General features: G+C 68.7%; 13 protein-coding genes. 9 read left to right on the forward strand and 4 right to left on the reverse strand.

The annotated features are described in order from the left end of the window. Positions 1-88: 88 nt before the first annotated feature. The 4 genes from AL072_RS18530 to AL072_RS18545 form a co-directional block, all read right to left on the reverse strand. Positions 89-1,009: a LysR substrate-binding domain-containing protein gene (locus AL072_RS18530; RefSeq protein WP_052710077.1), complete on the reverse strand. Its 921-nt coding sequence runs from the start codon at positions 1,007-1,009 to the stop codon at positions 89-91. 49 nt (positions 1,010-1,058) lie between these two features. After that, positions 1,059-2,366, reverse strand: coding sequence for an amidase (locus tag AL072_RS18535; RefSeq protein ID WP_045582832.1), 1,308 nt, complete (start codon positions 2,364-2,366; stop codon positions 1,059-1,061). A gap of 24 nt (positions 2,367-2,390) precedes the next feature. Beyond that, positions 2,391-3,788 carry an amidase gene (locus AL072_RS18540; protein WP_052710076.1) on the reverse strand — a complete coding sequence of 466 codons (1,398 nt, stop codon included), beginning with the start codon at positions 3,786-3,788 and terminating at the stop codon, positions 2,391-2,393. Between the two features lie 94 nt (positions 3,789-3,882). Continuing rightward, positions 3,883-4,512, reverse strand: a complete 630-nt coding sequence (locus tag AL072_RS18545; RefSeq protein WP_045582831.1) for an isochorismatase family protein — start codon at positions 4,510-4,512, stop codon at positions 3,883-3,885. Positions 4,513-4,890: 378 nt separating this feature from the next. Here AL072_RS18545 and AL072_RS18550 point away from each other — a divergent pair, with 378 nt between their 5' ends. The 9 genes from AL072_RS18550 to AL072_RS18590 all read left to right on the forward strand — a co-directional run bounded on the left by AL072_RS18550 (position 4,891) and on the right by AL072_RS18590 (position 13,591). Further along, positions 4,891-6,420: an ABC transporter substrate-binding protein gene (locus AL072_RS18550; RefSeq protein ID WP_245636843.1), complete on the forward strand. Its 1,530-nt coding sequence runs from the start codon at positions 4,891-4,893 to the stop codon at positions 6,418-6,420. A gap of 4 nt (positions 6,421-6,424) precedes the next feature. Then, a complete protein-coding gene (locus AL072_RS18555) occupies positions 6,425-7,363 on the forward strand; it encodes an ABC transporter permease (protein WP_045582829.1) in 939 nt (312 codons plus the stop codon). Between the two features lie 98 nt (positions 7,364-7,461). Further along, positions 7,462-8,295, forward strand: a complete 834-nt coding sequence (locus AL072_RS18560; protein ID WP_045582828.1) for an ABC transporter permease — start codon at positions 7,462-7,464, stop codon at positions 8,293-8,295. Between the two features lie 8 nt (positions 8,296-8,303). After that, on the forward strand, positions 8,304-9,365 hold the full coding sequence (locus tag AL072_RS18565) for an ABC transporter ATP-binding protein (protein WP_245636844.1): 1,062 nt from the start codon (positions 8,304-8,306) through the stop codon (positions 9,363-9,365). After that, positions 9,362-10,528, forward strand: a complete 1,167-nt coding sequence (locus tag AL072_RS18570) for an ABC transporter ATP-binding protein (protein ID WP_045582827.1) — start codon at positions 9,362-9,364, stop codon at positions 10,526-10,528. The genes AL072_RS18565 and AL072_RS18570 overlap by 4 nt, the downstream gene beginning before the upstream one ends. Before the next feature lie 11 nt (positions 10,529-10,539). Next, on the forward strand, positions 10,540-11,193 hold the full coding sequence (locus AL072_RS18575; RefSeq protein WP_045582826.1) for an isochorismatase family protein: 654 nt from the start codon (positions 10,540-10,542) through the stop codon (positions 11,191-11,193). Positions 11,194-11,284: 91 nt separating this feature from the next. Continuing rightward, on the forward strand, positions 11,285-12,328 hold the full coding sequence (locus AL072_RS18580; RefSeq protein ID WP_045582825.1) for an AbrB family transcriptional regulator: 1,044 nt from the start codon (positions 11,285-11,287) through the stop codon (positions 12,326-12,328). Positions 12,329-12,379: 51 nt separating this feature from the next. Further along, positions 12,380-13,108 carry a GntR family transcriptional regulator gene (locus AL072_RS18585; RefSeq protein WP_045582824.1) on the forward strand — a complete coding sequence of 243 codons (729 nt, stop codon included), beginning with the start codon at positions 12,380-12,382 and terminating at the stop codon, positions 13,106-13,108. A 285-nt stretch (positions 13,109-13,393) separates the two neighbouring features. After that, on the forward strand, positions 13,394-13,591 hold the full coding sequence (locus tag AL072_RS18590; RefSeq protein WP_045582823.1) for a hypothetical protein: 198 nt from the start codon (positions 13,394-13,396) through the stop codon (positions 13,589-13,591). The last annotated feature ends 61 nt before the right edge of the window (positions 13,592-13,652 follow it).

Here is a 13,652-nt window from a genome sequence, read left to right on the forward strand (position 1 = left end):
GGGGCATGCCCGCCGGTGCGGTCAAATCGCTTGTGACAGCTCTGTCATAACCGGAGGATATGTCTGCCGCCGCCCAGTTCCGGGGCACCTATTCCGGAGTGCCGATCCTTCCTGCAAGCTCCGCGATTCTCGCCGTCAAGCCGGTCCGGACATGCGCGATCAGGGCTTGAGCGGCCAACGGGATTTCCCGATAGCTCGGCGTGACGGTCCAGATGTCGTAGGTCACCAGCGGCCGGAAGGGGCGAACGACGAGCTGGCCCGGGGCGAAATCGACGGTGCTCAACGGGTCCACGACGGCGACCCCGATCCCGGCAGCCACGAAGGAGCAGCAGGCTTCGGTCAGCTGTGCCTTGAGGACGACGTCGCGCCGGGCACCGCAATCGGAAAAGGCCCGATCGACCTTGAGCTGGGCCCGATCCTCCTCGACCATGGCGACGAAGCGCTCGCCGTGCAGGTCCCCGGCCTCGATCACCGGGCGCGCGGCCAGCCTGTGGCCGGCCGGAAGAACGCAGACCGCGTCCATCGAACACAGCCTGTCGAAACGGACGCCGGGACGCTCGATGGCGACCATGCCGAAGCCGACATCGACCCCTTGCGAGGCGACCCGGTCGACGAGCAGCCAGGAATTGCGGCTCGACACCGTCACCCGCAGCCCCGGCTTCGACCGAAGGAAGTGCGCCAGGATCGGCGGCAGGACACGGGTCGCGAGCGATGGAAACGCGACGATCTCGATCTCGCCGTAGTCGAGCTGCCGGATGGCACGCGCCCGTGCCGACACGGACTCGACGCCGAGAAAGACCCGCTCGACCTCCGAATGGAGCATCTCGCCTTCGGCGGTGGGAATGACGCCGTTCTTCTGCCGATGGAACAGGGCGAAGCCGCAGCTGCGCTCGAGCAGCATGATCAGCTTGCTGACCGCGGGCTGGGAAAGATGCAGCCTTTCAGCCGCCCGCGTGAAGCTTCCCAGTTCGACGACGGCCTTGAAGGCTTCGAGCTGCTTGATGTTCATAACCCCAGGTTATCGCGGATCGCAACGCGATGCGAGGGGGCGATGCCCGTCACGCCGCCGCCGGATCCACCGCCGAAGCCATCGCCTCCGCCATCGCCAGAAGGCGGGCATCGGCGAAGCGGGGCGCTACGAATTGCACCCCGACCGGCAGTCCTTGCGGTCCACGGGTGCAGGGCATGGCGAGACAAGGCGCGTGTAGAACCGTCCAGATGCCGTTGAAGACGTGGTCGCCGGTGGTGTGCAGCCCCTTCGGCGCTTCGCCGGGGGCCGGCGGGGTCAGGATCACGTCGATGCGATCGAACAGCCCGGCGAAGCGGGCGCGGCAATGGCCGGCGACGTCATAGGCTTCGGTCAGGCTGCGGGCGGTGATTCCCCGGTTGTGCTGGCAATGGTCGGCCAATTCGTCATGCAACCGGTGGCGGTCGCTGAGATAGAGGTCCAGAAAGGCGGCCCGCCCCTCGCCACGGCGGATGACGTCCTGGACCTCGGCAAGGGCCGAAAAATCGTCGGGCAACTCGAATGGTTCGACGATTGCCCCTGCCTCCTCCAACCTCCGGGCGGCCAGGGTGAGCGCAGCCTCGCCGGCCGGTTCTATGCTCGACCAGACCGGCGAGCGGCAGACCCCGACCCGCAGCCCGGCCAGGGAAACCGGCGCGGCCTCGCCCGTCCCCTCCAACCGGAAGGCCTCGGCCATCAGAGCGAGGTCGCCGACCGACCGGCCATACCAGCCGATGGTGTCGAGCGACACCGCGTAATGCTTGACGCCCTCACGGCTGACCGCGCCCCAGGTCGGCTTGAAGCCGTAGATGCCGTTGAAGGCGGCCGGGCGGATGTGCGAGCCACCGGTCTGGGTGCCGAAGGCGAGCGGCACATGGCGGTCGCCGACCGCCGCCCCCGACCCCGACGAGGAGCCGCCCGGCGTGTGGGCGATGTCGATCGGATTGCGGGTCGCCGCCTTGCGGCCGCCGGACGCGAACTCCACCGTGTCGGTCTTGCCGAGCAGGATGCCACCGGCACTGCGCGCGATGGCGACGCAGGCCGCATCGCGGCTCGGCCGGTGGCCCTGGAAGATCGGCGAATTGTGGGTGGTCGGCAGGTCGGCGGTGTCGATCACGTCCTTGACGCCGAAAGGCACTCCATGCAGCGGCCCGACGACCGAAGGATCGCTGGCGAAGCGCTTGTCGGCCTCGCGGGCGGCTGCAAGCGCCAGGGCGGGATCGACGTGGATCCAGGCGCGGATCTCGGGATCGCGCGCTTCGATCCGTTGCAGGCATGACCGCACCAGCGCCTCGCTGGTCAGCCGGCCCTCGCGGATGGACCGGGCGGCCTCGCTGGCCGTGAGTTCATAGGGTTCCATGAGGTGCCTCCTTCGAAACGGGTGTCAGGCAAGGTGCGGGCGCTGGCGGTGGTGGTCGGTCGCGGCCTGGAAGGCGGCGCCGGCGCGCAGCACCGATGGCTCGTCGAACCAGCGGCCGACGACCTGCATGCCGACCGGCAGACCGCCGGCGCCGAAGCCGCAGGGCACGGTCATCGCCGGCAAGCCGAGCGCGCCGAAGCCGTAGGTGAAGCGGCTGACCGCCCGCGTCGCCTCGATCATGTCGGCGGTGTCGGCAATGGCCGGGGCGACGATCGGCGTGGTCGGCGTCACGATCAGGTCGACCTGCTCGAACAGTGCGCGGAACCGCAGCTTCCAGCCGGCCAGCCAGCGCCGAGATCCGGCATAGTCGACGCCACTCACCGGCAAACCGAGCTTCAGGCGACGCAGCACCTCCGGGCCGACCGCCTCGGGCGCCGTCTCGATCTTGTCCAGGTGATACTGGGCCATGTCGGCGACCAGCAGCGAGAAGCCGGTGCGCGCCTGCGCCACCTCGGCGTCCTCGACGGTGACGTCCACCAGCGTGGCGCCGGCACGCTCCAGCACCGCCGCCGCCTCGCGCAACCGCTCGGCCACCGCGGGCTGGAGCCCGTCGAAGTAGAAGTTGCGCGGCAGGCCGATGCGCAGCCCGGCGATCCCGTTGCGCAGCGTCGGCAGGAAATTACCCAGCGGCGCATCGACCGAGTTGGGATCCTCCGGGTCGTAGCCGGCGATGGCGGCGAATGCGCGGGCGACGTCGGAAACCGTATAGGCCAGCGGGCCGATGGTGTCGAAATCGACGCTGCAGGCGATCGCACCGGCGTTCGAAACCCGGCCGACGCTGGGCCGCAGCCCGACCACGCCGCACAGCGAAGCGGGGATGCGGACCGACCCGCCAGTGTCGGTGCCGATGGAGATCCGGCACAGGCCGGCGGCCACGGCGGCGGCCGACCCGCCGCTCGACCCGCCCGGCACATGGCCGATGTTCCACGGGTTGCGGCAGGAGCCGTGATGTTCGTTCTGATTGGTCGAGCCCAGGCAGAATTCGCTGAGGTTGTTGCGCCCAATGATGACGGCGCCCGACGCCTTCAGGCGCCGGACCACGGCGGCGTCACGCCGCCCTTCGGCGGCGAAGCGGATCGAGCCGTAGCTGGTCGTCTCGCCCGCCAGTTCGAAGCAGTCCTTGATCGTGACCGGCACGCCGTCGAGCAGCCCCGGCCAGTCACCGACCGCCCGTTCGCGGTCGAGCTTGCGGGCACAGTAGAGCGCCGCCTGCCCGGTGACGGCCAGGACGGCGTTGAGAGCAGGATTTTGACGATCGATGGCGTCCAGGCAGGCGAGAACCTCGCATTCGCAGGCTCCGGGCAAGGAGGGGGCGTCGCCGGCCGGGCCGGCGGCCCCGACCGGAATGGTCGCGGTGGACATGCGCTGCTGCTTTCGGTTGGCGTGGACCGGCCGGGACCGGCAGAGGCGGGGTTCGGGTGGAAGGTCCGGAGCGAGGCGCCGGACCTTCCCTGGATCAGGCGGCCTTGGCCAAGCCGATTTGGCCGATGACCGCCTCAAGCGACATCACGTCGGCGTATTTCTGCCGCATGTCGAACAGGTTGGCGCGGTGCGGCTCCTCGGCGCGGTCGCCGACGCACTCCTCGACGATGATCGGGCGCAGCCCGTGGGCGGAGGCATCGATCACGCTGGCCCGCACACAGCCCGAGGTCGTGCAGCCGGTCACCAGCAACGTATCGACGCCGTTGGCGCGCAGCCAGCTCGACAGGCTGGTCCCGAAGAAGGCAGAGGCATGCTGCTTGCGGACGATGTATTCGCCCTTCAACGGCGTCACCGCAGGGGCGAAGGCGGTGTCCGGCGCATCGGCGGCCAGCTTCAGCAGGTTGGGGATCTTCTCACCGAAGGGACCGATGCCGCCGACCGCATCCGGGGCGATGAAGCAGGCATGGGCGATCGGCAGACCGGCGGCACGGGCGTGGACCAGAAGTTCGGCGGTCGACGCGATGGCGTCATTGATGTTGAAGCCGCCGAACGCGTCCTCGCGGGTGAAGCCGAGCTGGAAATCGATGACCAGCAAAGCCGTCTTGCGGCCGAAACCGAGCGGTTTGCCGAATTCCTGACGATCGTAGATGGAAAGGTCGCTCATGTCGGGGGATGTCCTTTTCCGGTTAGGGCGCCGGATGACAAGCGCATAAAAAGCATACATTCATAGATGACTGCATTCAAAGCCCATAGTTTCGCCAATTCATTCGTGCACATGCATTCAAATTGCGCAATTTTCTATATCGGGGTATGCACGAACATTTCCAAAAGAATCCTATTAATACATTGAAAAATAACGTTTTCCTTCAAACCAGAGTTTACTCATCGGAAATGGTACGGTTCCTGCGTAGCTTCCATCGCATCGGTATGGCGCAGATTGTGTGCATTTTTGAAAGCCGCCTGTCTGCCGCCGCCACCCAACCAATTCCGGACGACAGAGGAGCAGGCCATGGTCGGAACCCATCGACAGGAGCGCAACGGGGTGACACGCCGTCAATTCGGCAGCCTGCTGGCGGTCGGCGCGCTGGTGGCGGGCAGCGGCTGGCCGCTCGGCGCCGACGCCGCCCCGCCTGTGCTGCGCGTGCGCATCGGCAGCGACATTGGCAACCTCGACCCGGCCCGCATCTTCCAGATCGAGAACCAGACTGTCGCCACCCAGATCTACAACGGGCTGGTCAAGTACGACGAGGCGACCAATGCGCTGGTCCCCGACCTCGCGACCTCCTGGGAGATCTCGGACGACGGCACCGTCTACAGCTTCGCCCTGCGCAGCGGCGTCTTCTGGCACAAGAACTACGGCCCCTTCACCTCGGACGACGTGAAATTCTCGTTCGAGCGGGTGCTCGATCCGCAGACCGGCAGCAGCTACAGCAGCCAGCTCGCCTCGATCAAGTCCGTCGAGACGCCGACGCCCGACCGGGTGGTCATCACCCTGAAGGAGCCGAATTCCGGCTTCCTGCACAAGGTCTCCGCCTTCAACCAGGGCTGGATCCTGAGCCGCAAGGCGCTGGGCGAGATCGGCGAGAAGGCCTACGCACTCAACCCGGTCGGCACCGGCCCCTTCGTCTTCCAGGTCTGGACGCCCGGCCGCGAGGTCAAGCTCTCCGCCAACAAGGAGTATTTCGCCGGTGCGCCCAAGGTGGAGGAACTGCTGTTCCGCGTCATCAAGGACGAGACGGCGGCGGCCATCGCGCTGGAGAACGGCGAGATCGATATCTTCTTCGGTCTGCAACAGCCCGAGGTCATCCAGCGGCTGAAGGGCGCGGGCCAGGTGACGGTGCACGATCGGGATGCCAACCACACCATCAACCTGATCCTCAACACCGGCATCAAGCCGCTGGGCGACCTCCGCGTCCGTCAGGCGATCAGCCACGCCATCAACCGAAAAGCGCTGATCGACGGCTTCTTCAAGGGCACCAAGACCGAGGCGAGCGGCTTCCTCACCTCCTCCTTCCAGGAATTCACCGATGCGGTGCCAGCCTATCCTTACGACCCGCAGAAGGCCAAAGCGCTGCTGAAGGAGGCGGGAGTCGGCCCCTTCACCCTCGATCTGGTGGCGCCGGGCGCCAACCCCTATGACAAGATCGTGGTGCCGATCGCCAGCGACCTCGCCGCCATCGGCATCGACGCCAAGATCAAGGTGCTGGAGCGCGGCGCCTACCTTCAGGCCCGCAACAAGGGCTCCGTCCCGACCTGCATCACCGGCGTGGTCGGCGCCCCCGACCCCGACAGCCCGATCCTGTCGATGTTCGCAAAATCCTCCTTCCCGCCGGGGCTCAACACCTCGCACTACGAGGGGATCGAGGATCTGATCGCCGCCGCCCGGCAGGCCAAGGACGATGCCGCCCGCAAGGAGGTCTACGGGAAGATCCAGGCCAAGGTGATGGGCGACGCCCCCATCGTGCCGCTCTACGCCGATCGCCTCTACATCGCCCACACCAAGGCGGTGACGGGTTTCGTCCAGAACTCGCTCTTCACCATGAGCGCCTATCCCGTCGTGCTGGCGGGTTGACGTCATGGACCGCCTCGTCCGCCAACTCACGCAGCTCGCGATCACGGTGTTCGGCATCGTGACCGTGACCTTCTTCCTCGTCCGCATGATCCCGGGCGATCCCGCCCAATACATGCTGGGCGACTACGCCACCGAGGAAGCACTGGCGACGCTGCGCGTCCAGCTAGGCCTCGACCGCCCGGTGATCGTGCAGTACGGGCTCTATGCGCTGCGCGCGCTGACCGGCGATTTCGGCGCCTCGGTCGTCACCGGTCGGCCGGCTTTGGAGGAGATTCTGTACAGCCTGCCGGACTCCGCCCTGCTGGCCTTCGCCGGTCTGGCCATCGCCGTGGTCATCGGCATCCCGCTCGGCATCGTCACGGCGGAGCGCCAGGGCTCGTGGAGCGATCTGCTGATCATGGTCGTCGCCTTGTTCGGGATCTCCTTCCCGGTCTTCTGGCTCGGCCTCGCCTCGGTGCTGCTGTTCTCGCAGGAGCTGAAATGGTTCCCGGCGCTGGGCGCCAGCTCGGGCGGCGGCCTCATCGACCAGATCCACCATCTGGTGCTGCCGGCAGGCGTGCTCGGCGTCTCCGTCGCCGCCTACATCACCCGGCTGACCCGCTCGGCGATGCTGGAGGTGCTGAACCAGGACTATGTCCGGGTGGCACGGGCAATGGGCGTCCCGCAGCGCCGGATCGTCTGGCGGCTGGCGCTGAAGAACGCGCTGGTGCCGATCCTCGCCATCGTCGGCGTGACCTTCGCCTGGTCGTTGGGCAGCGCCATCCTGATCGAGGTGGTGTTCAGCCGGCCCGGCATCGGCTCGATGATCCTCAAGGCGGTCTCGGCCCGCGACTACCAGCTCGTCCAGGCCGGCGTCCTGGTGCTGGCCGTCGCCGTCGTCCTCGTCAACAGCCTGCTCGACCTCGCCTACGGGCTGGTCGATCCGCGCCTGTCCGCAAGGTGAGCCCGCCCATGTCCACGCCCATGTCCACGCCCATGTCCACATCCACGCCCATCTCCGGAACCGCAACCGCATCCGCCGTCCCCCGGCGGTCGTCCCTGATGCGCTATCTCCGCCATCCGGGCTTCCTGATCGGGGGGATCCTGCTGTCGGCGATGCTGGTCGTCGCCGTGGCCGCCCCCTGGATCGCGCCCTGGTCGCCGCTGGACACCGACCTCGGCAACACGCTGGCCGCTCCCTCGGCCCAGCATCTTCTCGGCACCGACCAGTATGGCCGCGACGTGCTGTCCCGACTGATCTGGGGAACCCGCATCTCGCTGCAGGTCGCCGTCGCCGTGATGGTGCTGTCGCTGACGCTGGGGATGGCGATCGGCGCCGTCGCCGGCTTCTTCGGCGGCTGGGTCGAGCGGGTCACCGTCTCGGTCATCGACATCCTGCTGGCCTTCCCCGGCTTCCTGCTGGCGCTGGCACTGGTGGCGGCGCGCGGCTCCTCGCTGGAATCGGTGATCGTCGCCGTTTCACTCGCCTATACCCCGCGCGTCGCCGCGGTGATGCGGGCGGTGGTGCTGACCATCAAGCCGCGCCCCTATGTCGAGGCGTCGCGCGCCATCGGCATGGGCAACATGCGGCTGCTGTTCCTGCATGTCGTTCCCAACAGCCTGCCGCCGGTGATTGTGGTGGCGACCATCGGCGCCGCCACCGCCATCCTGGCCGAGGCGGGGCTGAGCTTCCTCGGGCTCGGCGTCCAGCCGCCCGCCCCGACCTGGGGCAATGTCATCGCCGACGGCCAGAGCTTCCTGGCGTCGAACCCGGTGATCTCGCTGTCCGCCGGCCTGTGCATCGCCCTGATGGTGGTCGCCCTCAACCTGCTGGGCGACGGGCTGCGCGACACGCTCGACCCCCAGATGCGCCGGACGTCCGGCAAGATGCTGTGAGGCTTTCCATGGCGAACCCCAATCTTTCCATCGCCCCTCCCCCGCCGGTTGCACCGGTTCCGGCACCGCGCCCGGTGGCGCTCGAGTTGCGCGACCTGACCACGGTCTTCCCCGGCGACGACGGACCGGTCACCGTCATCGACGGCATCTCGCTGGCCGTGCGGGCAGGCGGCACGCTGGCGGTGGTCGGCGAGTCCGGCTCGGGCAAGTCGATGACCTTCCTGTCGGCGCTCGGCCTCGTCGCCTCCCCCGGCCGGGTCCGGCGCGGCGAGGTGCGGATCGGCGACGCCGAAATCCTGGGCCGGACGCCCGAACAGCTTCGCCGCCTGCGCGGGGCGGTGGTCTCGATGATCTTCCAGGATCCGCTGACCGCGCTGAACCCGGTCTTCACCATCGGCGAGCAGATCGTCGAGGTGCTGCGGGCGCACAGCGGCCTCGGCCGCGCCGCCGCCCGGGCCCGCGCCGTGGAGTTGCTGGCCCGGGTGCAGATCCCCGACCCGTCCCGCCGGATCGACGACTACCCGCACCAGTTCTCGGGCGGCCAGCGCCAGCGCGTGCTGATCGCCATGGCCATCGCCCTGTCGCCCAAGGTGCTGATTGCCGATGAGCCGACCACCGCGCTCGACGTGACGGTGCAGGCACAGATCCTCGACCTGCTGGCCGATCTCCAGGCCGAGACGGGCATGGCGCTGGTGCTGATCACCCATGACCTCGGGCTCGTCGCCCGCTACGCCGACGACGTCGCCGTGATGTACGCCGGCCGGCTGGTGGAGGTGGGCTCCATCGAAGAGGTGTTCTCCGCTCCCCGCCATCCCTACACCCGCGCGCTGTTCCGCAGCATCCCGCGTCTCGACGGCCCGGTCGACGAGGACCTGCCGGCCATCGACGGCCAGCCGCCCAACGTCGCCCGCCTGCCGCCGGGCTGTGCCTTCGAGCCGCGCTGCACGCTGGGCCGCGGGCGGACCGACTGCTGCACCAAGCGGCCGCTGCCGCTGGCCGGGGACCGCGCCGGACACCGCAGCGCCTGCTTCCACGCCGACCGGCTAGACCAGATGGAGGCCGCCCGATGAACCAATCCCGCGTTGCGAGCGAGGCCGGGCCGCCGCCGGCCTTGGAACTGGTCGAGACCTCCCGTGTCTTCACCCGGCGCGGCGGGCTGTTCCGCAAGGCCGGCACGCCGGTGCGGGCGGTGGACGGCGTCTCGCTGGCGATCCACCCCGGCGAGACGCTGGGGCTGGTCGGCGAGAGCGGCAGCGGCAAGAGCACGCTCGGCCGCCTCGCCCTGCGGCTGGTCGAGCCCAGCAGCGGCCGGCTGCTGGTCGACGGCCGCGACGTCACCGAGGTGCCGAAGGCCGAAATGCAGGCGATGCGCCGCGACATCCAGATGGTATTCCAGGATCCCTACGGCTCGCTCGACCCCCGCGTCACCATCGGCCGGAGCATCGCCGAGCCGCTGAAGGTCCACGGCCTGTGGGATCCGAAGGACGGCCCGCAGAAGGTGGCGGGGGTGATGAGCCTGGTCGGGCTCGACCCGTCGCATGCCGACCGCTACCCGCACCAGTTCTCCGGCGGCCAACGCCAACGCATCGGCATCGCCCGCGCCCTCACCCTCGATCCGAAGATCCTGGTGCTGGATGAACCGGTGTCGGCGCTCGACGTGTCGATCCAGGCGCAGATCATCAACCTGCTGCAACGCATCCAGCGGGAGCGCAGGCTGTCCTACCTGTTCATCGCCCATGATCTGGCGGTGGTCCGCCATGTCAGCCACCGCATCGCCGTGATGTATCTCGGCAAGCTGGTGGAGTTGGCTTCGCGCGACACGCTCTACCGCCGGCCGCTGCACCCCTACACCGTCTCGCTGTTGTCGGCGGTCCCCATCGCCGACCTCCGCATGCGCAAGCGCCGCCGGGCCCCGGTGACAATGGGCGAAATCGGCTCCGCCACCAGCGTGCCGACAGGCTGCCGCTTCCATCCCCGCTGCTACCGCGCCCGGCTGGTGGCGTCCGGCGGCGGCGTGCCGACCGAACGCAGCGGCGACGCCCTGCTGCCACGCGCCTGCCTGATGGAGGAGCCTGCCCTGCGCGCCTGCGGCGCCAAAACCGACACAGGCGGCGCCGATCAGGTCGCCTGCCATTTTCCCGAGACCCCGGAGAGCCGGTCGGAGGTGGCGACAGCCGTCCTCCAGGACATCGGCTATCCGCCCATCCGCCCGCTCCCCCTGCAATCAGCCTGAGGCGAAATCCCATGTTCAGCGTGACCGAGGACCTCAAGGACAACTACTCCGGTGTCTTCCAGAACCGGATCGGCTTCGGCCGCAAGGCCGCCGTGCTGTCGATCGACTTCATCGACTTCTACACCAAGCCCGGCGCCCCTTTCTTCGGACAGGGCGTGGTCGACGCAGTGGAGGCGAGCGTCCCTCTCTACGCCGCCGCTCGACGCGCCGGGCTGCCGGTGATCTACACCAAGGTCGTCTACGACAAAGCGGGCAGCGAAGGCGGGATGTTCGTGAAGAAGATCCCGGCGCTGCGTGCCTTCACCGCCGACAACCCGCTGGCCGGCTTCGACGCGCGCGTCACACCCGAACCGGAGGACATCGTGCTGGTGAAGCATCATTCCTCCGCCTTCTTCGGCACGCCGCTCAGCACCATGCTGCGCGTGCTGGAGTGCGACACGGTGATCGTCACCGGCTGCTCGACCAGCGGCTGCGTCCGCGCCACCGCTGTGGACGGCGTGTCGCACGGCTTCCGCGTCATCGTCCCGGCGGAATGCGTCGGCGACCGCCACCCGGCCCCGCACGAGGCGGCACTGTTCGACATGAACGCCAAATACGGCGACGTGCTGCCGGTGGCCGAGGTGATGGCGCATGTCGAGGCACAGCCGGCGGCCGTACCGGCCTGATCCGGCGTCCTTCCTCTTCCGCAACAGTCCCAAGGAGCGGTGGCCCGCCTGCGTCCGACCGGCGGGCGGGCCACCGGACAGACCGTCCATCATGAGTACCCTTCCGATTCCCCTCCAGTGGTCCCTGCTGGCGGTCGCCACTCTCCTGTTCACCGCTCTCTTCTCGGCGGTCGCCCTCCCCGGAGCCGTGCTGCTGGGCCCCATGGTCGCGGCCGTCATCCTGGGGGTGCGCGGCACCACCATCGAGTTGCCGAGGCGCTCGCTGTGGCTCGCCCAGGCGCTGACCGGCGGGGTGGTGGCGCGGTCGCTCGACGCCTCGATCATCCAGGACGTCGCCTTGCACTGGTTCCCCATGCTGATGGCTCTGGCAAGCATGATGGCCGGGGCCGTGCTGGTTGGCTGGCTGCTGGAGCGGTCGGGCCGGCTGCCGGTCGGCACCGCCCTGTGGGGGACCATGCCGGGGGCGGCTCCGGCGATGATCGCCATGGCCGGCGACTTCGGCGGCGACCCTCGCTTCGTTGCGGTGATGCAGTATCTCAGGGTGATCGTCGTCGTCGTGCTCGCCTCGCTCGCCTGCCATTTCCTGCTGGGCGCCCCGGCCGGGCTTCCCGTCGCGCCGGCGGTGCCCATCCCGGTGGCGACGACGGCTTCCTCCCTGGCGCTGGTGGCGGTGGCACTGCTCGGCGGCTGGCTCGGGACCGTGCTGCGGCTGCCTGCGGGACCGCTGCTCGGCCCCATCCTGCTCGGCGGGGCGCTCAACATGTCGGGATCGGTGACGCTCGACGCGCCGGGCTGGCTGATCGCCATCGCCTTCGCCATCATCGGCTGGACCACGGGCCTGCGCTTCCGCCGCGACCTGCTGCGCGACCTCCTGGCGTCGGTGCCGGTGATGCTGCTGTCCACCTTCGGCCTCGTGGCGCTGTCGGTCGGGTCGGCCTGGATGCTCAGCGCGCTGACCGGCAAGGATCCGCTGACCGCCTATCTCGCCACCAGCCCGGGCGGGCTGGATTCCGTCACGGTGGTGGCGCTGGGCAGCGCCGCCGACGTGCCCTTCATCCTGACCTTGCAGACGCTGCGGTTGTTCGGGACCATCCTGCTCAGCGTTCTGCTTGTGCGGGTCCTGCGCCGCGGCTAGAACCCAACCGCCCGGTCCGCCGGCACCGCCGCCGCAAGCTGGAGGATGTCCATGCCCGAGTTCCAAGAGACCAAAGCGGCGGAGCCCTACCGCTCCGAGCAGGTGGGCTCCATCATGATCGCCCTGCGCAACCAGGTGCTGGAAGGCAAGCTGCCGCCCGGCACCAAGCTGCGCGAGACGGAACTGGCCGCCCGCTTCGGCGTCTCCCGCACCCCGGTGCGCGAGGCGCTGGTGGCGGCCGAGCGGGAGGGGCTGGTCACTTACGAGACCAACCGCGGCTATACCGTGCGCCAGTTCACCCTGCGCGACCTGCTGGAAAGCTACGAGATGCGCGGCCTGCTCGAAGGCCACGGCTGCCGGATCGTGGCGGAGCGCGGGTTGCCGACGGACGTCGAGCGGACCCTGAAGGCGGGGCTGGAGCGTGCCGAGGCATTGGTCGGCGGCGAGGGGCCGCTGGAGGGGGATGCCCTGGATCAGTGGCGCCAGCTCAACCAGCGTTTCCACAACGGCCTGATGGGGCTGGTGCCGAACGGGTTGTTCAGCCGCATGTTCCAACTCGTCTACCGGGTTCCCAAGATCGACGACGTGCTGGAGATGGAGCGGGATTGCGCCACCCTGCGCACCTACAACGACGAGCACCGCCGCATTCTCGACGCCATCGTCCGACGCCAGGGAAGCCGCGTCGAGTTCCTGGTCCGCGAACATCTGCAGGGGCCCAGCGACCTGATCAGCCGCCGGATGGAGGAGATGGATACCGGGTCTCTACGCAGTGCAGGATGAAACGCTACCGATCCATGCCGGCTTGCTGCGCATCCGCCACCACCGCCAAACGCCATGATGACGGGACCGCGTCCCTCGGGCACGTCCGCCACGATGGTCATCATCCGGCAGCCGGGCGATCACGCTGTCAAGGGGCGGCAGGCGTTCGAAGAACGCATCGTCCGCCCGCAGCATCGACCAGCAACCGAATTCCTCCACGCTCTCCGACTCCGCCGGCGTTTAGCCCGCCGAGAACATGAGCTGCAACCGCGAAGCAAGGGACAGGCGGCCACGGCGATAAACGTGATGGCCCGCCAGCGAGGGCGACAGGACATCCCTGCGGTCGCTGGGCCGGCGTCGCCACGCCGCACCGGCCACCCATCCAAGCCGCCGGCCGTCGAGAGCCCCCAACTGGAACGGATCGAGCGCGAGCGCCCGCCGACCAACATGACCGGCCGCATCCGGCCGGTGCTGCGCAGCGAGCTGGCGAAATTGGCCCATTGATCCAGGTTTCCCGGCTGAGCCTCCACCACAAGGCGGAAATGGTCGGCTGCCTCGGCGGAAC

The sequence above is a fragment of the Azospirillum thiophilum genome, from assembly GCF_001305595.1.
Taxonomy (GTDB): Bacteria; Pseudomonadota; Alphaproteobacteria; order Azospirillales; family Azospirillaceae; genus Azospirillum; species Azospirillum thiophilum.